Annotated in this window: 20 protein-coding genes and 1 tRNA gene; 14 read left to right on the plus strand and 7 right to left on the minus strand. The window is 40.3% G+C overall.

What is annotated here, in order from left to right:
* The first annotated feature begins 75 nt into the window (after window positions 1-75).
* Genes IA57_RS06825 through IA57_RS06840 form a run of 4 tightly spaced genes read left to right on the plus strand, consistent with a single transcriptional unit; the run spans window position 76 to window position 3,504 of the window.
* Window positions 76-441, plus strand: a complete 366-nt coding sequence (locus IA57_RS06825) for a BlaI/MecI/CopY family transcriptional regulator (protein ID WP_036121010.1) — start codon at window positions 76-78, stop codon at window positions 439-441.
* Complete coding sequence (locus IA57_RS06830; RefSeq protein ID WP_036121012.1) at window positions 438-1,859, plus strand: M56 family metallopeptidase; 1,422 nt, start codon at window positions 438-440, stop codon at window positions 1,857-1,859. Before IA57_RS06825 ends, IA57_RS06830 begins: the two co-directional genes overlap by 4 nt.
* On the plus strand, window positions 1,852-2,985 hold the full coding sequence (locus tag IA57_RS06835) for a tetratricopeptide repeat protein (protein ID WP_036121015.1): 1,134 nt from the start codon (window positions 1,852-1,854) through the stop codon (window positions 2,983-2,985). Before IA57_RS06830 ends, IA57_RS06835 begins: the two co-directional genes overlap by 8 nt.
* A gap of 42 nt (window positions 2,986-3,027) precedes the next feature.
* Complete coding sequence (locus tag IA57_RS06840) at window positions 3,028-3,504, plus strand: hypothetical protein (protein WP_036121018.1); 477 nt, start codon at window positions 3,028-3,030, stop codon at window positions 3,502-3,504.
* On the opposite strand, the gene IA57_RS06845 is transcribed toward IA57_RS06840, so the two are convergent.
* The 4 genes from IA57_RS06845 to IA57_RS06860 are packed head-to-tail and all read right to left on the minus strand — an operon-like array spanning window position 3,501 to window position 7,257.
* Window positions 3,501-4,235, minus strand: a complete 735-nt coding sequence (locus IA57_RS06845) for a Bax inhibitor-1/YccA family protein (protein WP_036121021.1) — start codon at window positions 4,233-4,235, stop codon at window positions 3,501-3,503. The two genes, IA57_RS06840 and IA57_RS06845, sit on opposite strands and share 4 nt — an antisense overlap.
* Before the next feature lies 1 nt (window position 4,236).
* Window positions 4,237-5,121, minus strand: coding sequence for an outer membrane beta-barrel protein (locus IA57_RS06850; protein WP_036121024.1), 885 nt, complete (start codon window positions 5,119-5,121; stop codon window positions 4,237-4,239).
* A gap of 51 nt (window positions 5,122-5,172) precedes the next feature.
* On the minus strand, window positions 5,173-6,300 hold the full coding sequence (locus IA57_RS06855; protein WP_036121027.1) for a glycosyltransferase family 2 protein: 1,128 nt from the start codon (window positions 6,298-6,300) through the stop codon (window positions 5,173-5,175).
* A complete protein-coding gene (locus IA57_RS06860; protein WP_036121029.1) occupies window positions 6,301-7,257 on the minus strand; it encodes a membrane protein in 957 nt (318 codons plus the stop codon). It abuts the gene before it with no gap.
* Between the two features lie 26 nt (window positions 7,258-7,283).
* On the opposite strand from IA57_RS06860, the gene IA57_RS06865 reads away from it, so the two are divergent.
* From IA57_RS06865 to IA57_RS06900, 8 genes are all read left to right on the plus strand, one after another.
* A complete protein-coding gene (locus tag IA57_RS06865; protein WP_036121032.1) occupies window positions 7,284-7,922 on the plus strand; it encodes an outer membrane beta-barrel protein in 639 nt (212 codons plus the stop codon).
* Window positions 7,922-8,476, plus strand: a complete 555-nt coding sequence (gene ruvC / locus IA57_RS06870) for a crossover junction endodeoxyribonuclease RuvC (protein WP_036121036.1) — start codon at window positions 7,922-7,924, stop codon at window positions 8,474-8,476. The genes IA57_RS06865 and ruvC overlap by 1 nt, the downstream gene beginning before the upstream one ends.
* Window positions 8,477-8,483: 7 nt before the next feature.
* The gene (gene hemW, locus IA57_RS06875; protein ID WP_036121038.1) at window positions 8,484-9,659 is read left to right on the plus strand and encodes a radical SAM family heme chaperone HemW; all 1,176 of its coding nucleotides are present in this window, start codon (window positions 8,484-8,486) and stop codon (window positions 9,657-9,659) included.
* A 145-nt stretch (window positions 9,660-9,804) separates the two neighbouring features.
* Window positions 9,805-10,554, plus strand: a complete 750-nt coding sequence (locus IA57_RS06880) for a cyclase family protein (RefSeq protein ID WP_036121041.1) — start codon at window positions 9,805-9,807, stop codon at window positions 10,552-10,554.
* Between the two features lie 116 nt (window positions 10,555-10,670).
* Window positions 10,671-11,279 (plus strand): DUF4230 domain-containing protein, encoded by a 609-nt coding sequence (locus IA57_RS06885; protein WP_036121043.1) that lies wholly within the window; start codon window positions 10,671-10,673, stop codon window positions 11,277-11,279.
* Window positions 11,276-11,638 carry an MmcQ/YjbR family DNA-binding protein gene (locus tag IA57_RS06890; protein ID WP_036121046.1) on the plus strand — a complete coding sequence of 121 codons (363 nt, stop codon included), beginning with the start codon at window positions 11,276-11,278 and terminating at the stop codon, window positions 11,636-11,638. Before IA57_RS06885 ends, IA57_RS06890 begins: the two co-directional genes overlap by 4 nt.
* A 183-nt stretch (window positions 11,639-11,821) precedes the next feature.
* Window positions 11,822-12,643 carry a hypothetical protein gene (locus tag IA57_RS06895; protein WP_036121049.1) on the plus strand — a complete coding sequence of 274 codons (822 nt, stop codon included), beginning with the start codon at window positions 11,822-11,824 and terminating at the stop codon, window positions 12,641-12,643.
* A gap of 114 nt (window positions 12,644-12,757) precedes the next feature.
* Complete coding sequence (locus IA57_RS06900; protein ID WP_036121051.1) at window positions 12,758-13,336, plus strand: PhnA domain-containing protein; 579 nt, start codon at window positions 12,758-12,760, stop codon at window positions 13,334-13,336.
* Window positions 13,337-13,339: 3 nt separating this feature from the next.
* On the opposite strand, the gene IA57_RS06905 is transcribed toward IA57_RS06900, so the two are convergent.
* From IA57_RS06905 to IA57_RS06915, 3 genes are all read right to left on the minus strand, one after another.
* Complete coding sequence (locus IA57_RS06905) at window positions 13,340-13,786, minus strand: YybH family protein (RefSeq protein WP_036121054.1); 447 nt, start codon at window positions 13,784-13,786, stop codon at window positions 13,340-13,342.
* Between the two features lie 44 nt (window positions 13,787-13,830).
* Entirely contained in the window at window positions 13,831-14,931 is a 1,101-nt protein-coding gene (locus tag IA57_RS06910; RefSeq protein WP_036121056.1) for a DUF4407 domain-containing protein, read from the minus strand.
* A 242-nt stretch (window positions 14,932-15,173) separates the two neighbouring features.
* A complete protein-coding gene (locus tag IA57_RS06915; protein WP_036121059.1) occupies window positions 15,174-16,562 on the minus strand; it encodes a dipeptidase in 1,389 nt (462 codons plus the stop codon).
* A 108-nt stretch (window positions 16,563-16,670) separates the two neighbouring features.
* Here IA57_RS06915 and IA57_RS06920 point away from each other — a divergent pair.
* Both IA57_RS06920 and IA57_RS06925 read left to right on the plus strand, forming a co-directional pair.
* Window positions 16,671-16,755: transfer RNA gene (locus IA57_RS06920), tRNA-Leu, on the plus strand.
* Between the two features lie 148 nt (window positions 16,756-16,903).
* A complete protein-coding gene (locus tag IA57_RS06925) occupies window positions 16,904-18,463 on the plus strand; it encodes a protein adenylyltransferase SelO (RefSeq protein ID WP_036121060.1) in 1,560 nt (519 codons plus the stop codon).
* The last annotated feature ends 13 nt before the right edge of the window (window positions 18,464-18,476 follow it).

The following is an 18,476-nucleotide window of genomic DNA, read 5'->3' on the forward strand; positions in this document are numbered from 1 at the left end:
ATAATTAACTAAATTATTAGTTTAAACTAAATAATTAGTTATATTTGTGTTATTCAACTAAAATATTAGTTAAAAATGAGGCAGCTTACAAAAGCAGAAGAACAAATCATGCAAGTGCTTTGGCAGTTACAAAAAGCTAGTGTAAAACAGTTAATAAAACAACTGCCAGATCCTAAGCCTGCATACAATACCGTGTCTACTATTGTTAGAATATTAGAGAGCAAGGGATTTGTAGACCACGAAAAGCAGGGTAAAGGCTACTTGTATTTTCCTGTGGTAAAAAAGCAGGATTATAGCAACCAAAGCTTGCATACGTTGGTTGAGAATTATTTTCAGGGGTCGTTTAAAAGCATGGTGTCGTTTTTTGTAAAGAAGAACGATATTAGTTTAAGCGAGTTAGAAGCAGTGTTAAAAGACATCGATAAAGAAGAAGACGCATGATACATTATATCATTCAAATAATGGCGTACCAATTGCTTTTCCTGTTGGTTTACGATGGTGTTTTAAAACGGGAAACCTTTTTTAACTGGAACAGGGGGTATCTTTTAACAACCTCAATTTTGGCAGTCATTATACCCTTTATCAAAATCGATTGGTTTAAAACAGCCATCCCGCAGGATTATGTTATCAGGCTTCCAGAGGTTTTTATAGGGAATGCCAAGCCAATAGCCTTAAATCCGGTGGTTATAGACGCACAACAAGCAATCGATGTTCAATGGTCTTGGAGTAGCCTACTGGTTTTAGGTAGCGGTGTTATGTTTTTTGTGTTTTTGCGTAAGCTTTTCGAAATCTTCAAAAGCTACAAAGCGGGCGAAAAACAGCAGGCTAACGGGGTTACAATTGTAAAAGTAGCCAACAGCAAAACCGCTTTTTCGTTCTTTAACCACATTTTTATTGGCGATTTAATTGAAGAACAAGAGCAACAAACCATTTTAAAGCACGAATGGGTTCACGTCACGCATAAACACTCTTGGGACATGTTGCTTTTCGAGTTCTTTAAAATGGCGTTTTGGTACAATCCGTTGGTTTATATGTATCAGCATAGAATGACCGAGCTTCACGAGTTTATCGCCGATAAAGAAGCCGCCAAGCAACAGGGCAAAAAACAGTATTACTTGAGTTTGTTATCGCAAACATTCAACACCAAGAAAATAGCTTTCATCAATCCATTTTTTAAACAATCATTAATCAAAAAACGAATCGTTATGTTACAAAAATCAAAATCAAAACAAGTTAATTTATTTAAGTACGTTCTTTTAGTACCCATGGTACTAGCCATGTTGGTGTATGCGTCATGCTCTCAGGACAACACAGCTGTTTCAGCTGAAGAAGCACCCCAGCAGCAATCTATTTTAGCGCATATCGAGGCTTTAAAGGAATCGATCGCAGCAAAAGGAACCATGACCCCAGAAGAGGAAAACGCCTTAAAGGCCCTTGTCGTACTAACGTCGGAAGAAGGTCTGAACCATGCCTATTACGATGCGGTGAAAACCGACATTGAAATACCGTTTGGTGTGGTTGAAAAAGTACCCCAATTTACCGATGCCGACTGCCAAGGAGATAAAAAGGTAAAAACCGAATGTTTTAATTGGAAAATGAATGCGTTAATCTCGGGTAATTTTAATACAGACATCGCAAAAGGGCTAGGATTAACAGGTCTTCAAAAAATAGCGGTATACTTTAAAATAGATGCCAATGGCCATGTAACCGATGTAAAATGTCGTGCGGCACACCCAGAGCTAGAAAAAGAAGCCAAGCGCGTAGTAAACCTATTGCCACAAATGATTCCTGGTGAACAACAAGGTAAAAAGGTTGCCGTGGCCTATTACCTGCCCATAAAGTTTCAGGTGAATGATTAGAATAATTTTTGCCTGCATATTGCTGTGCTATGTTAAAACCGAAGCCCAAACTTCGGTTTTAACTAAAGCAGATAGTTTGTATGCGCTTGGCAATTATAACAAGGCCATTACACTTTACAAAACCCAACCGCCCAATGCCAAAACTGGGAGTAAAATAGCTGCCGCTTACGAGGCCTTAGGCCATTACGATAAAGCGTTGGCGTATTACAAAACCAGTGTACAGGCAGACAGCAGTAAGTTGTTAACCAGATATAAGTATGCTAAGTTACTTGCTAAGACTAAAAAGCAAACGTTGGCAGAAAGTGAGTTTAAAGCCTTAATATCTACCGATTCTCTTAACCCTAATTATCAATATCAATTAGGGTTAGTTTACCAACAAGAAAATGATTCGCTGGCCATGGTTGCGTTTAAAAAAGCGTTCAAATTAGACACAACCCACCAAAAGGCTATTTTTAAAATAGCCAAATACCATTTGGTACAACGCCAGCCAGATTCGGTTGCCCATTACACCAATATAGGACTGTCTTCTTATGAAAACAATGTGGAATTAATAAGCCTAAACGCACAAAACGACTATTATAAAGGCGACAACCACAGCGCGATATCCGGTTTTGAGAAGTTGTTGGAGCTCAACGAAAAAACGTTGTTTATTTATGAAAAACTAGGAACCTGTTATGCCAATACGTATAATTACGCAAAAGCGATTGCCTATTTTGAAGAGGCTCTTAGCATAGCCCCGGAAAAACCTGGAAATGTATTTAATCTAGGGATGGTTTATGCTCATTTAAAACAGTTTAAAAAGGCAGAAACTTATATTAAAAAGGCCATTGCGCTGCAGGATGTGCCTCTAGGCAACGAATATCTGCAACTAGGCCTTCTATATAATAGACAGAAAAAGTACAATAAAGGCATCGCGGCTTTTGAAACAGCAATACAGGAAGCACCAGAAAATGAACGCGCCATATTTTTTCTTTTAAATACAAAAGCAGAAGTGCTTACGCATATTGACGATAAGATTAAACTGCATGAATCGTTTTTAAAAAAGTACCCCAAAAGCAGTTCCGAGGCAATCGTAAAGTACAGGTTAAGCAAGCTAAAAGAAGAAAAGTTTATGCAGGGTAAATAATAAAATCCAAAAAAATTGTACTTTTCGCTTTCATAGCGGTTTATGAAAAAGTTAACGACAGTTTTATTGGTTTTAAGTTTGACGTCTTGTAATCATTTCAACGTTAAAAAAATATCTTCCGAGAGCATTTTAAGCGAAGAGCTTAAAACATTTAATTGGAAAGATGTCGATGAGTATCCTTCATTTGCTTCTTGCGACAGCACGTTCGAAAATGAAGCGCGCAAGCAATGCTTTACACAAACGTTGGTCGGTACCATTACAGAACAATTGGCCCATAAACATGTCGAAGTTTCAGAACATGTAACCGATACCGTGCTCATGCGCTTTCAAATTTTGCATACAGGTGAATTAAAGGTGCTAAATGTAAAAGCCAGTGCATTAACGTATAAAGAAATTCCCAATATAGACAGCCTGTTAATAGGAGCATTAGATTCGTTGCCTAAAATCTATCCAGCTGTAAAGCGTTCGCAACAGGTAACTACAGAGTTCGATTTGCCTGTGGTTATTCATGTCGACTAAAACTTAATGGCCAATTTGCGCATAAGCCTTAAAATTTCAACATAAAGCCATACTAAAGTCACCAGCAGCCCCCAAGTGGCTAGCCATTCTTTATACTTTGGTGCTCGGTTTTTATGGCGTTCAATAAAATCGTAGTCCAACAATAAAGATAACGAGGCTACAATGGCCGCAACCACGTTAAAAATAATAGCCACCCAAGACGTGCCCCAAATAAAGGTTTTAATGCCGAAAAAATTCAGGATGAAAGAAATAAGGTACACCACAAAAATGGTTGCAGCGGCTGTAATAATAACACTTCTAAACTTTTTTGTAACAACAATAATGCGGGTTTGGTATAGCACAAGGGTTGTAAAAAAAGCAACAATGGTAACGCCAATGGCTTGGTAAGGCATGTCTGGAAATTTAGCTCTTACGTAAGCCGAAAACCCGCCTAAAAAACACCCTTTGGTAATGGTGTAAAGCGGCACCAGAATATGCGCCCAATGTGTTTTGTACGATATGATAACACTTATAATAACCGATCCAATAAGTCCTCCGTAAGTAAACCAACTCACATCTACTCCCTGTTCGTGCAGGGTCCAAATGCCAAACGTTACTGCCATAATGGCCATGATGCATAGCACGGATTTAATAAAAATACCCCTAACGGTCATGGTTGAAGTGTGCTGGCCGTTATCGTTCCAAAAGTAAGGGGTAAACGCCGGATTGGAGGTTTTTAGATGAAACGCCATCTTATAAAATCATCTTAAAGCCTAAAGAAACATCGGTCGAAAAATGGTTAGGGCTGTCTAAAAAAACCGCCACAAGGTTATGGTATCCAAAGGTAATGAACCCGCGGTTGCTAATCCGGTAATCGGCACCAATACCAAAAATAAAAGGTGCATCGAAGTTGGTTTTCGACTCGCTAACCTTAACCACTTGTGCCTGGCTATCGGTATAAACGTAGGTTGCTTTGGTAAAGCTTAGGGTAGCAAATGTGGCATTGGCATAAACCCCAACCTTTGGAGTGCTTATAAACCGGAATCTGTACCCAAGGGACAACTCAGTTTTGGAAAACCCGAAGTCTTCATTCTCAAAGGCATGATAGGCTTGAAAGAAGCCAGAGTGTCGAGGGTTTTCTTTGTTGGAAATAACTTCTAGTTCGCTGCCAAAAAGGGGTGATATGTCGTTGTTGAGATTGTCGGAAAAAGGGAAATTGGTAAGGCCGCCAAAAAAACCTAAACGCAGTTGGGGCTTAGGCTTTTTAATAACCGATTGGTACGATACATCGGCAGTGCCATTGTACAAATCAATCACTGCTTTTAGGTCGGGAAGCGTTAGGTTAACGTCGGCTACAGAAATATTATACCCAGCATCCATAAGCTGTGTTAAGGTTGCTTTGTATTCTTCCTGATATTTGTTGTTTTCGTCTTTCGTGTTTTTTAGTTCGTGAATCTTGCCGTCTTGGGCTTTAACAAAGTACCGGTATTGGCCACCGATAATGTTCCAAAGCAAACTTAAATGGCCTTCAACTTCGGTTTTCAGTTCTAGCGCTTCACTCTCTATAGTATAGGTTTTTTGTCCGTAAGTAAAGGAGAGGCCACAGATAAAAATCACAGCAAAGACATACTTTTTCATAAGAAAGTAGATTGGTTTAAGTAAACTTAACAAAAATAAACGAGAGTGTGTTTATTTTTTAAAGGTTCTGCCTTTCCATTTATAAGAGCCAAATATTGAGGTAGAAACTACCAAAAGGGTTAAAAAAGGGTATAATACACTGCTTAAAATATAGGCGCGTAAGGCCGTTTCTTGCTTAAAAAAACGCGTAGCTTTAAACAAGAGCAAAAAGTCTATTAAAAACTTTAAGCAGAACAACTTAAATAGGGTATGTCCATTAAAATATCCTGCTAAAGCAAGTATGCCAATACTTATAAGTCCGCCGTTAACCAGTAACACAATAAGGCCTGTTAGTTTGGCAAAAGCACTTTTGTAGTGGCTGGATTTGGCAGCCCAACGAACACGCTGATAAAAGAAATGTTTAAACGTCCTTTCTGGAGTGGTGGTTACCGTGGCTTTAAGCTGTTTTAAGTAGCGAACCTCTTTAGGGAAAGCGGTCAAGGCTTTTTGTAGTAAGAAAACATCATCACCACTGGCCATGTGGTTATTGTCTGAAAAACCACCAATTTTTGAAAAAACCGATGTGTGGTACCCCAAATTAGCCCCATTGGCCATAAAGGGCTTGTTTATGCCAAAACTGCCCATAGTGCTGGCTTGTAAACTTAAAACATCAAGGCATTGAAAGCGTTTAAAAAAAGTCGTGGTCTTATGTAGTGTAACGGGGGCTACAATAACTTTTGGGGCTTGTTTCTGGATAAACTCATCAAAGCAATCTAGCCAGAATTTAGGCAATTGGCAGTCGGCATCTGTGGTAATAATCCAAGCGTTCTTGGCCGTTTTAATGGCCGCGGTAATGGCATCTTTCTTTGGCGATGGCGATTGGCGGTGGTTGGTAATAATGCGGTACGTCATGGGGGTGTCCTGCAAGGCGGCATGAATGATTTCAGTAGAGTGGTCTGTGGAATCATCATCAACAAAAATAAGTTCAAAAAAAGCAGGTGGGTAGTTTAATGATGTAATCGATTTGAGTAATAACGGTAGGTTTTTGGCCTCGTTTCTAAACGGGATTACTACCGAAAATCTATTAACAGCCGTGAGGTCTTCCAAAGGAAATTCCTTAACCTTATCAAATCCCAAGGCAAAGCTGCCTATAACGATAAGGTACAGTAAAAAAAGAATAAGGACGATGGTGGTTAGCATTTAATCCGATTTTGGAAATTTAAAATGTAATACATAATAACTGCCTAAAATACTGGGCAGGGCAAAGTTTAAAACCCACATAATGGTTACCGTGCTAAGTACAGTAATGGCGTTTACGCCCAAAAGCCCAAACAAATACACCGAAATACTGCCTTTTATAACCACATCAAAAATAGCAAGACTAGGAATAATAGAGGCGAGTAAGTACATGCTACTTATCATAATCATGGCATGGAAATATGTTATGGGAACATTAAAGAGTCGCAAGAGCCAGTAAAATTGAAACGAAAAAATAGCATACCTAACAAACGCTAAACATAAGGCGTGCATGAGTTTGGGTTTAGGAAAAGTTTTAAAAAACGAAATTAACTTGGGCCATGTTTGGCCTTTAATGCTGTTAAGACCGAAGCCTATAATGCTGCCAATTAAAACCATTAGGGTAACTATTTTAAGGGCCTTTTTTAATGCAAGCTCTACATTAAAATGCGCTTGTAATAAAACAAGCCCCGCAAGCCCCAGCACAAATGTAATGCCCATTTGGGTGGCATTGTTTAGGAGGTTAAGCAGTAAAATGCGCTTTTTTAGTGGGGGGGCAAAGTACATGGCCTTGGCACCGTAATCTCCAATACGGTTGGGTGTAAACAACGAAGCTGTTAAGGCGCCTAAGGTTTGCTCGGTAGCATGCTTTAAGGATATAGGCGTAACCCATTGCACCAAGGTTTTCCATTTTAAAATTTCAAAAAACCAGTTAAGACTGCTTAAACCAACTAAAAATGCTATATTTTTTATTGAAAAAACTCGGTTTTGGTGTAAAAACCCTAAAAAAGCATCGAAACTTAGGGTGTTGTTTTGGGCTATTTTTAAGTAGATAAAGTAAAAAGCACCAACAACTAGACTTAATTTAATAAGCACAACAAAGAATTGCTTAGTTTTGTATGAAAGCGCTCTAAAGGGCATACCGCAAATTAAACCATTTTAATAATATGATTTTATATTCTATAGTGCATAAGCGCATATTATTCTTATTACTTACGTTTTTGGTCACTAGCATGGCATTTTCACAGTTGGAAACCAGTAAATGGAAAGCCCAAATAGGACTGGGGGTTAACCACGCTTTCTCAGACGGGTTTGTCGATGGGTTCGAGGCTAAAAGCATCAACTTTCCAACGGTAAATCTAGGGATTCAGCATATGTTTTCACGGCAATTTGGGGCAAAACTGGATTATGGGTTCAATAGAATTTCCAATGAAAGCCAAACGCCGGAGTTTAAATTAAACTATTCTAGAATAAACGCACAGGCCGTTTACGATCCCACTTCAAAGTTGCGTTTTCTGCCAGCCCAAATGGGAGTAGTAACTCATGCAGGCCCCGGGTACTCTTTTGTTAAGCCACTAGGGGTGTATGCCGATAACGACCTGTCTTTTTTTAATGTTATGGCAGGGTTTGAGGTTCATTATGGCGTAACGCAACTTATGACCATCTATAGCGATGTGTCCTATATTTATGGATTTGCAAAAGATTTTAATCCCATGGCGACAGGTTATGGGGCGTTTAACGGAAACCTGCTCACGGTAACCCTTGGCGTGTCTTTTTCTTTAAGTGGGTGTTATTATTGTGATTAATGAAACAGGAACGTATCATATTGGGAATTGATCCCGGAACAACCATAATGGGATTTGGCCTTATAAAAGTAACGGGTAAAACCATGACTTTTATGCAGCTAAACGAATTGGATTTAAAAAAATACACCGACCACTATTTAAAGTTGAAATTTATTTTTGAACGTACCATAGCATTAATAGAGGCCTACCACCCCGATGAAATAGCCATCGAAGCGCCTTTTTTCGGGAAAAACGTACAGAGCATGCTTAAACTAGGGCGGGCTCAAGGAGTGGCCATGGCAGCAGGGCTTTCCAGAGAAATTCCCGTTACCGAGTATTCCCCAAAAAAAATAAAAATGGCCATTACCGGAAACGGCAACGCTAGTAAGGAGCAAGTGGCTAAAATGTTACAAAGCACATTAGGCCTAAAAACCTTACCTAAAAATCTAGATGCAACCGATGGCCTAGCGGCGGCCGTATGCCACTTTTATAACCAAGGTCGGGTTGATGTTGGAAAAAGCTATTCGGGTTGGGAAAGCTTTGTAAAGCAAAATCCTTCAAAAATCAAGAAATAAATAGCGCATGGCCGGGATTTATATTCACATACCTTTTTGTAAACAGGCGTGTTATTACTGCGATTTTCATTTTTCAACGTCCCTTAAGAAAAAAGGCGACCTGCTTTGGGCGTTAAAAAAAGAACTGCAACGCCGCAAAAAGGACCTGCAAGACCAAACTGTCGAGACCATTTATTTTGGTGGAGGAACTCCTAGTTTACTAACGGTTCAGGAGCTGAAAGGGTTAATCGATGAGGTGTACCGTAATTTTAAGGTTGCTAGCCATCCGGAAATCACGCTAGAGGCCAATCCAGATGATTTGGTTTCAGAGAAAGCACAACCGGAAACAACCGTTAAGGCCTATAAAGAAATAGGGATAAACCGGCTTTCCATCGGGATTCAGTCTTTTTTTGAAGACGATTTAAAAAGCATGAACCGCGCCCACACAGCAAACGAAGCCAAGCGGTGTTTAGAAACAGCGACCAAGCACTTCAATAACATTACCATCGATTTAATCTACGGCATCCCAAACATGAGCCTCGAGAAATGGCAGAACAACCTGCAACAGGCCTTTGCTTTTGGCATTAACCACATTTCCAGTTATGCTCTAACCGTCGAGCCTAAAACCGCTTTAGAACGCTTTATAAAAAAAGGGGATTACCCGCCAATTAACGATGCTTTAGCTCAGGAACACTTTAACTGCTTGGTTGCGGCAACCCAAGAGCAGGGCTTTGTACATTACGAAATTTCAAACTTTGGAAAGCCCAATTACTTTTCCAAACACAATACAAGTTACTGGCAAGGCAAGCCGTATTTAGGAATAGGGCCTTCGGCACATTCGTTTTCTGGGCAAGTTCGCAGTTGGAATGTAGCCAATAACACCAAATATATTAAGGGGCTTATGGCAGGCAAACTGCCTCGAACTGTAGAAACACTATCGGTGGCCGATCGATACAACGAATATGTGATGACAGGACTGCGAACCATTTGGGGCATTTCTTTGAATAAAGTAACGCAGGATTTTGGTGAAACTTTTAAAGAACATCTTTTACACGAGGCCGAAGTTTTTATGCAACAAGACCTTCTGGCAATTGCTTTGCAGGATTCGCATGTAGCGAAAGACCATGCGGAAAGGCTGGTTATTACCGAGAAAGGCAAATTTTTAGCCGATGGTATTGCCTCTCAATTGTTTTACATTAATTAACCCAAACAATCGCGATAAATTGGTGGCGTAGAGTAAGTGTTAAAGTCTTGTTTTAAAACAAGCCCAGAGTGGCGGGCATTTTTAATTTTATGTTATTTTGTAAATCCAATAAATTTGGTATACTGTATTTAGAAAAAAACAACTTATGATTGCAACAATAGAGACCAACTCGAAAAAATATAAAATAGACCTAACCAAACCCCTTGATATTTCTATCCCTATGCGGGCTTCAGAAAACAATGTCAATGCCTGGTACCAAGCGCCTCCAAAAATAACTCCCGTTACCGATAGCGATTGGGTGGGGAGTGTAGCACAAGGGGCTGCGGTAAATTTTAACAATGTGTTTTTTAATCCGCATGCGCATGGCACACATACCGAATGTGCCGGGCACGTAACACCAAAAGTCCATTCGGTAAATAGCAACCTTAAACAGTTTATGTTTTTGGCCGAGGTGATAACGGTAGCTCCCGAAAAGAAAGGACGGGACTTTGTAATTTCAAAAAAGCAAATCCAATTTGCCTTGGGCAATAAAAAACGTCAAGCTTTGGTTATTCGAACAATTCCAAATACTTCAGAAAAACTAAACACCCAATACTCGCATACCAATCCGCCTTATTTATTGGCAGAAGCAGCGGTTTATTTGCGCGAAAAAGGCGTGAAGCATTTATTGATTGATTTGCCTAGTGTAGATCGGGAAGAAGACGAAGGCGTGCTTGCGGCTCACCATGCGTTTTGGAATACAGAAGGCAAATTGCGGTTGGACGCTACCATTACAGAAATGATTTTTGTACCCAACCACGTTCAAGATGGGACACATTTTTTAAACCTGCAAATAGCACCGTTCGAAAACGATGCCAGCCCAAGTAAACCGGTATTGTACCAAATTATAGAGTAGGTGGGTAACGGTAAAAACAAGGACTGACAGAATCTTATCAGATTCAAATGATTAGGGTTTTAAAATATTTTTGATAATTTTAAACATACACATTCAAAAACCAAAGAAAACAACCTATGGAGATTTTTATTGGGCTTATAGTGGGCATCTTGGCATCGATGTTGGTGCTTTGGTTGTTTCAGCGTAGAAATGCAAAAGTACGGGTGCAAACCCAATCGGTTATTTTGTTGGAGCGCATAAAAAAGGTTTACAAATTTATAACGGTCGAAGGAGATTTTGCCGAAATTTACCATTACGAAGATGCTAAAGATCGGTTTTTAAACCTGCTTAGCTCTAAGAAAAAAGCGTTGGTGGTTATTAATGCCAAAGCCCAGGTAGGCTACGACTTTTCTAAAGTGCAGCTCAAGGCCAATACCAAGCTAAAAACCATCGTAATACAGAGTTTTCCCCAGCCCGAGGTGCTAGGCGTACAAACCGATTTGAATTATTACGACAAGAAAGATGGGATGTTTAATAAGTTTGAAGCTTCAGATTTAACTGGCCTAAACAAAGCTGCAAAGCAACATATTTTAGATAAAATACCAGAAAGCGGTCTGTTTCAGGTGGCGCAAAAGGAAGCCATGGAAGCCATAGCATTAATTGAAAATATTGTGCAAACCATTGGTTGGAAACTAGATTATTCGGCTTTGGAAATAGAAGAAAACCACAAGCCGCTTTTACCGTGAATATCGAGCAATTATACCATTATTGTTTAAACAAAAAAGGCGTTACAGAGCACTTTCCTTTTGATGATAATGTTTTGGTGTTTAAAGTTCTGGGTAAGATGTTTTTGCTTACAGGATTGGATAGCTGGGAAAAGAACGAAGCGGCCATAAACCTAAAATGCGATCCCGATTATGCGCAAGAACTTCGTGAAACCTATGAAAGTGTGGAGCCCGGATACCACATGAGCAAAAAACATTGGAACACCGTAAAACTTTATAAAAACGAACTCTCACCACAGTTAATAAAAGCATTAATAGACTTGTCGTATCAGCTGGTTCTGGATAGTTTGCCTAAAAAAACACGAGATACATTGCTGTAAGAGCATTAAAGTAGTTTTTTTAAAAACTAACTGATAGTCATAAGCTTATTTTGTATATTTGTGCTGCCTTGTATTTAAGACTTCACCAGCAAGGTCAATAGCAATTAGCCTAATTATTGGGTTGTCCCAAGACAAATTTAGTGTCGAAAATTTAACATTTATACTAACTCTAATTGCATTATTATGAAAACAAACCAACACGTTTTAGCTGCAATACTAACGGTATTGCTATTGTTTACTGCCCCCGTTTTGTCGCAAGATGAACAGACCAGACCAGAATTTGTTGTTGTTACAACCATGCACAGGAACATGGACAACGACGATTTTGATAGGGAAGAATGGCTGGCAACAGAGAAGGAGTTTGTGGATAAGGTTATCAGGAAAAACGATCACATTGTTACTTATGGCGTTTACCCTCACCTGTTTACAGACGATAATACCGAAATTTTATTTGTTCGTGTGTACCGTACTTGGAACGACATTCTCTTGGCAGCGGAGAAAAATGGCGAATTTATTGAATCGGGTTGGCCAGACAAAGCCAAAAGAGAAGCTTTTTTTGAGAAAAGAGCAAAATATTATTCGCCCGTACATTCCGATGAAATTTACGGAACAATGGATCACGCCAAACTTTTTGAAGGGGACATGACCGACGATACTGTAATTTATGTTAGAAAAAACTACTTTGCCTTTCCAGAAGACGGAAGTTTTGAGGAGTTCGACAAATTCAACTCAGAGTTTGTTCAAAACGTGTTTTATAAAAACGAATACATAAAAGGGTATTACCCGCACTCCCATAGATATGGCGCCAATAGCAGCGACTTTATAGAGGCCTTCTATCTGGACTCTCTAGACAATCTGGGTAAGATGTTCGACAGAAATGACGAACTTACCAAAGCGTACTACAACGAGGCTAGAAGAAAAGAGTTAGGCAAAAAAAGCCGGAAATATTTTACAGGGGTACATGCCGATGCCCTCTACTCGGTCGTTCCAGAATTAAGAAAATGAAAGCACAATAGCCAACCAAGCAAAAGAGCACTTAAGGCGTTATTTCTCTTTAAGTGTTCTTTTTATTTTTCATAGCTTTTTGAAAAGTGTATTTTTGCATTTTAAGATAAAACAATGCAAGTATTACAAACCCTTCAAGACCGTAGCAACTCAAGCTGTGAACTTTGTGGTTCGCAAGAGCGTTTAAAAGCACATACTTTACCACCTTCATTAACAGAAACCGTAGACAATAGTTTATTGGTGTGCAGCACCTGTTTAGATCAAATGGAAGGGGTTCAAGATATGGATGCCAATCACTGGCGATGCTTAAACGACAGCATGTGGAGCGAGCATAAAGCTGTTCAGGTAGCGGCTTGGCGTATGTTGCAACGTTTACGCCAAGAAGGCTGGCCGCAAGATTTGCTGGACATGATGTACCTAGACGATGAAACCATGGCGTTTGCAAAAGAAACAGGCGATCATAAGGATGAGAGCGAAAAAATTATCCACAGAGATGCCAATGGTACAGTGTTAGAAACCGGAGATGCTGTAGTGCTAATTAAAGACCTAAAAGTAAAAGGGTCTAGCATGGTAGCCAAACAAGGTACGGCCGTTAGAAACATACGCCTGGATCGTGAAAATGCAACCTACATTGAGGGCAAGGTAGATGGGCAGAATATTGTAATTGTAACCGAGTTTGTTAAAAAGCTATAGGTTTTAGCACGACATATCGGCAATAATTTTCCATTGCCCGTCCAACTTTTTAAAGATAATGATAAACACCCCATTGCTATTGCCAATGCGACGTGTTAAATGGTACTCGCCCATAACGTAGTAGGTGTCGTTTTCAATTTTAGTAAGGTCGTTAATAACAAATTTTAGTTCCCCACTTTCGGCTTTTGTGGGGTAATTTTTCTTGTAATTACTTAAGGTGTTCTCCCAGCCATAGGTTAGCCCTTGGCTACCGTAAAATTTTAAGGAATCGTTTTTCCAATACCCTTGCATAAACCCTTCAAGGTCGTGTTGGTTCCAGGCAATCTCTTGGGCCTTCAAGACCGCCATGATGGCTTTTTTTGCTGCCTGGGAGTTGGTTGGTTGGGGTTGCTCATGCTTGCAAGAAACTAGCAAGCCAATGCATATTAGGATATAGAAAAAAGGTTTCATGCCTAAAAGGTGTTATAATGAGCTTTAAATGTACTAACTATAAATTAAAGCGCCTTTTTTTGATGTTTAAAAAAAGCATCGGCTTGTAGCTGCATAAGCTCACGTGCTTTTTTGCGTTTGTAGGCATACAGGTCGTCTTCTTTGGCAATATCGTCGTAAATGCGGTTGTTAAGAGCCATGTCGGTGTTTAGTAACAATTTGCGCTCGTTTACTTTTTGTTCTACCCAGGTTTTTACGGCTGTTTCGGCATCTTCCAATTTAAAATCGTATTCGCCCTTAGGTGATAGCAGCTTGGCAAATATGGGTGAGGTTTCAATGGCCAAAAAGAGCAAAAAGATAAAAAACGAAGGCAGCCACGGCAATTGGTCAAGGGCATTTACCCGCGCCATTAAGCCATCAAAACCATTAATAATGGGTTGCGTGCTGCTAACATGAGCCTCATAGGCTGCTTTAAGGGCTGTAATTTGAGTTTCGGCTTCAGCTATTTTAGCGTTGTTATCGGTTTTAAGCTGTTGCAGTTCGGCCAAGGCTGCGTCATGTTTTTCGCGTTTTTCTTTATAAACAGGGCCTTTGCCTAGTTTCATGGTGCCAGAAGTGCCTTCGGCCTCAGAAATATAAGTGGCGTAAAGGGCATTTACTTTAGCTTCTTTAGTGGCTATTTGGTTTTCTAGATGTGTTATGTTGTTTTCCAGTTTTGTTATGTTGGGGGTATATTGCTGGGCGATTTGGGCTTGGTTGCTTAAGCTCATATCGTTTTTCTGTTCTAACAGCACATGGTTAATTTCTTTTTCAAAGATTTTTAATTCTAAGGGTTTAGAAATAACAATGGCAATAATAACGGCGAGTATAATTCTGGGCGAGGCTTGAATGAGTTCGTCGCGCTTACGCGAACGCTTTTTTATGGTTGAAACGATAAAACGGTCTAGGTTAAAAATGAGCAAACCCCAAACTAAGCCAAAAAATATGGCGGTTAATAGGTTGTCGAAAACAGTGTAAAGAGCATAACTTCCGGCTATAAATGCCATGACAGCCGTAAAGAAAACCGTGGCCCCAATGCCCGCGTATTTGTTTTGTTCGCCATTAGAACAGTGTTGAAGAATGCTTACATCTGATCCAGAGCAAAGGATGAAAAATTGTTTTAACATGATGGCTATTTTTTTTGATTGATAGACTATTAGAACGTGAACCCCAGTAATTTGTTACAAAATTTGGCGGTTATTTTCGTTTGGAAGCTAAGGTTTTGTCGATGTTTCCTAGAGAGAACTAAGAACGCTAGTGCCGTTTTTTGAAGCGAATTAAGGCGGGTGCTAAAAAGGAAGTGTTAGGGCAATACGGGCTTTTACGGCTTAAAAAAAAGCCCCACTTGGTAAAGCGAGGCTGTAGTTTGTTATTGAGACAGTTCGGCAAAATGCTTATAAAACCAAGGAATGGTTTCTATGCCTTTTAAATAATTCCAAACGCCAAAATGTTCGTTGGGCGAATGGATGGCATCGCTGTCCAGCCCGAAGCCCATTAAAATGGTTTTGCTTTTTAGTTCTTGTTCAAATAAGGCAACAATAGGAATACTGCCGCCGCTACGCTGTGGGATAGGCGTTTTGCCAAACGTTTGTTCGTAGGCTTTGCTTGCAGCTTGGTAACCTATACTGTCTATTGGCGTAACATAACCTTGACCACCGTGGTGAGGCGTTACTTTAACACGCACACTTTTAGGGGCAATACGTTCAAAATGGGATTGGAACAATGCGGTAATTTCCTCCCAGTCTTGATTAGGAACCAAACGCATCGATATTTTGGCATAAGCCTTACTAGGCAACACGGTTTTGGCGCCTTCGCCAATATAACCACCCCAAATACCATTAACGTCTAAGGTAGGACGAATGGAGTTGCGCTCGTTGGTGGTAAATCCTGTTTCGCCATGAACCGCATCAATATCTATAGATGCTTTGTACTGGTCTAGAGAAAACGGTGCTTCGGCCATTTTAGCGCGCTCTTCGTCGCTTAGTTCTTCAACTTTATCATAAAACCCAGGAATGGTAATGTGGTTGTTTTCATCGTGAAGTGAAGCAATCATGTTACTTAAAATGTTGATAGGGTTTGCCACGGCACCACCGTAAAGTCCAGAGTGTAAATCGCGATTTGGGCCGGTAACTTCTACTTCTACGTAGCTTAAACCGCGTAACCCAGTAGTAATAGAAGGCACATCTTTGGCAATCATTCCCGTATCGGAAATTAAGATAACATCGTTTTTAAGTTTGTCTTTGTTAGCTTTAATAAAACCGGCCAGGTGTTCGCTGCCCACTTCTTCTTCGCCTTCAATCATAAACTTCACATTACAAGGTAATTTTTGTTCTTTTACCATGTACTCTAGGGCTTTAACATGCATGTACATTTGCCCTTTGTCGTCGCAAGCACCTCGGGCAAAGATAGCGCCTTCTGGGTGTAGAGCTGTAGGCTTTATAACGGGGTTAAAAGGTTCAGAGTCCCAAAGGTCTAACGGGTCTGGGGGTTGCACATCGTAATGCCCATAAACCAATACGGTTGGTAGGTTGGGGTCTATAATTTTTTCGCCATAAACTATAGGGTGACCGTTGGTTGGGTGAATTTCAACCTTGTCGCAGCCTGCCAGTTCTAATTGTTCTTTAACGGCTTCGGCGGTTTTTTTAACCTCTCCCTTATAGGCCGAATCGGCACTGATAGACGGGATTTTAAGTAAGTCGATAAGCTCGTTTAAGAAGCGTTCTTTGTTGTTTTCTATATACGAATTGATGCTGTTCATAAGAAGATTTTGAATTTGTTTCAAAGGTACAAAATAGTGCAGACTTATTTTCGTGGATTTTGTTGTTTGTATATACAAAAGAATGTGTATATTTGCATCCACAATTTTGCGGATGTGGTGGAATTGGTAGACACGCTAGACTTAGGATCTAGTGCCGCGAGGCGTGGGGGTTCGACTCCCTTCATCCGCACCAGAAAGAGTTTCGAGATAATCGAAACTCTTTTTTTTGGCCTTATGTGCCGAAAATGCGTTTGGAATTCCCGGTTGTTTAGCGGTCATTGTAGATTGTTGTAACTTTGTTATAAATCTGAAAAAATATAACAGCGCCAGAATTTAAACGGATGAAACTAAAAATAAACAACACATTTACCACAGAACTTCCTGCCGATCCCGAAACCGAAAACCGGGTGCGCCAGGTAGAGAATGCCTGTTTTTCTTATGTGTTGCCTTCTAAAGTGTCAAGCCCTAAATTGGTACATGCCTCCAAAGGGTTGGCCAAGACTTTAGGCCTGTCCGAACAGGATGTAGCTTCAGAAACCTTTCTCAATCTTATGTCTGGCAATAGCGTTTACCCCAACACCAAACCTTATGCCATGGCCTATGGCGGACATCAGTTTGGGCATTGGGCAGGGCAGTTGGGCGATGGGCGCGCCATAAACCTGTTCGAGTTAGTTAACAATCACCAACGTTGGGCATTGCAGTTAAAAGGAGCGGGAAAAACACCCTATTCGCGTCAAGGCGATGGGTTGGCTGTGTTGCGTTCTTCCATTAGGGAGTATTTGTGTAGCGAAGCCATGCACCATTTGGGTATCCCGACAACGCGGGCGCTTTCGTTGGTGCTTACAGGCGATGAGGTGCTTAGGGATATGCTGTACAATGGACATCCGGAATACGAAAAAGGAGCTGTGGTATGTCGTGTGGCGCCAACATTTATTAGGTTTGGGAGTTTTGAGATTTTTGCAGCCCGCCAGGACCTTAAAACATTAACACAACTTACCAATTATACCATAACACATTTTTTTCCGCAGCTTGGGGCGCCTTCAAAAGCTACTTACACGCAATTTTTTTCTGAAGTATCTCGGCGCACGTTAAACATGGTCATCCATTGGCAACGTGTAGGCTTTGTACATGGGGTAATGAATACCGATAACATGTCGGTTTTAGGGTTAACCATAGATTATGGTCCGTACGGTTGGTTGGAAGGGTTTGATTTTGGTTGGACGCCCAACACCACCGATGCCGAAAACAAGCGCTACCGCTATGGCAACCAGCCCAATGTTGCCCTTTGGAATTTGTACCAATTGGCCAATGCTCTCTATCTCTTAATAGAAGATGCTAAGCCGCTGGAAGCTATTCTTAACCAGTTTAAAACCGATTTCGATAACCAATCGCTCGCCATGATGCGAAGCAAATTAGGCTTATACGAAAACAACCGTGAGGATAAAGTGCTAATCCAAGATTTAGAAACTAATTTGTTACTTGTTGAAACCGATATGACCATCTTCTTCAGAAAGCTTTCAGAATTTAAAAAGAATCATCCAGAACAGGGTGTTTCAATTGTTTCTGAAGCATTTTATGAGGGAACTATTTCAGAAGCTGTTGTTAAAACATGGGAAAACTGGTTTAAACGGTATGCCAAGAGGTTGCAGGAAGAAGCCCTTTCCGATGCAGATCGAGCAGAAAAAATGAATCGGGTAAATCCAAAATACGTCTTACGCAATTATATGGCACAATTGGCCATAGACGATGCGGATAAAGGCGATTATAAGTTGCTAGATGAATTGTTTTCGATGCTGCAAAACCCCTACAGCAACCAGCCTGAGTATGAAAAATGGTTTGCCAAACGCCCTGAATGGGCCAGACATAAGGTGGGGTGTTCTATGTTATCGTGCAGTTCTTAATATATTTGTAAAA

The organism is Mangrovimonas yunxiaonensis (assembly GCF_000733475.1).
GTDB classification, from domain to species: Bacteria; Bacteroidota; Bacteroidia; order Flavobacteriales; family Flavobacteriaceae; genus Mangrovimonas; species Mangrovimonas yunxiaonensis.

What these genes read in the sequence shown, in the direction of transcription:
- IA57_RS06840 (WP_036121018.1), top strand. Translation starts at nt 3,028, where the DNA reads ATGAAAAAGTTAACGACAGTTTTATTGGTTTTAAGTTTGACGTCTTGT.
- IA57_RS06925 (WP_036121060.1), top strand. Translation starts at nt 16,904, where the DNA reads ATGAAACTAAAAATAAACAACACATTTACCACAGAACTTCCTGCCGAT.
- IA57_RS06910 (WP_036121056.1), bottom strand. Translation starts at nt 14,931, where the DNA reads ATGTTAAAACAATTTTTCATCCTTTGCTCTGGATCAGATGTAAGCATT.
- IA57_RS06855 (WP_036121027.1), bottom strand. Translation starts at nt 6,300, where the DNA reads ATGCTAACCACCATCGTCCTTATTCTTTTTTTACTGTACCTTATCGTT.
- IA57_RS06835 (WP_036121015.1), top strand. Translation starts at nt 1,852, where the DNA reads ATGATTAGAATAATTTTTGCCTGCATATTGCTGTGCTATGTTAAAACC.
- IA57_RS06900 (WP_036121051.1), top strand. Translation starts at nt 12,758, where the DNA reads ATGCAAGTATTACAAACCCTTCAAGACCGTAGCAACTCAAGCTGTGAA.
- IA57_RS06860 (WP_036121029.1), bottom strand. Translation starts at nt 7,257, where the DNA reads ATGCCCTTTAGAGCGCTTTCATACAAAACTAAGCAATTCTTTGTTGTG.
- ruvC (WP_036121036.1), top strand. Translation starts at nt 7,922, where the DNA reads ATGAAACAGGAACGTATCATATTGGGAATTGATCCCGGAACAACCATA.
- IA57_RS06885 (WP_036121043.1), top strand. Translation starts at nt 10,671, where the DNA reads ATGGAGATTTTTATTGGGCTTATAGTGGGCATCTTGGCATCGATGTTG.
- IA57_RS06895 (WP_036121049.1), top strand. Translation starts at nt 11,822, where the DNA reads ATGAAAACAAACCAACACGTTTTAGCTGCAATACTAACGGTATTGCTA.
- IA57_RS06880 (WP_036121041.1), top strand. Translation starts at nt 9,805, where the DNA reads ATGATTGCAACAATAGAGACCAACTCGAAAAAATATAAAATAGACCTA.
- IA57_RS06905 (WP_036121054.1), bottom strand. Translation starts at nt 13,786, where the DNA reads ATGAAACCTTTTTTCTATATCCTAATATGCATTGGCTTGCTAGTTTCT.
- IA57_RS06865 (WP_036121032.1), top strand. Translation starts at nt 7,284, where the DNA reads ATGATTTTATATTCTATAGTGCATAAGCGCATATTATTCTTATTACTT.
- hemW (WP_036121038.1), top strand. Translation starts at nt 8,484, where the DNA reads ATGGCCGGGATTTATATTCACATACCTTTTTGTAAACAGGCGTGTTAT.
- IA57_RS06850 (WP_036121024.1), bottom strand. Translation starts at nt 5,121, where the DNA reads ATGAAAAAGTATGTCTTTGCTGTGATTTTTATCTGTGGCCTCTCCTTT.
- IA57_RS06830 (WP_036121012.1), top strand. Translation starts at nt 438, where the DNA reads ATGATACATTATATCATTCAAATAATGGCGTACCAATTGCTTTTCCTG.
- IA57_RS06845 (WP_036121021.1), bottom strand. Translation starts at nt 4,235, where the DNA reads ATGGCGTTTCATCTAAAAACCTCCAATCCGGCGTTTACCCCTTACTTT.
- IA57_RS06825 (WP_036121010.1), top strand. Translation starts at nt 76, where the DNA reads ATGAGGCAGCTTACAAAAGCAGAAGAACAAATCATGCAAGTGCTTTGG.
- IA57_RS06915 (WP_036121059.1), bottom strand. Translation starts at nt 16,562, where the DNA reads ATGAACAGCATCAATTCGTATATAGAAAACAACAAAGAACGCTTCTTA.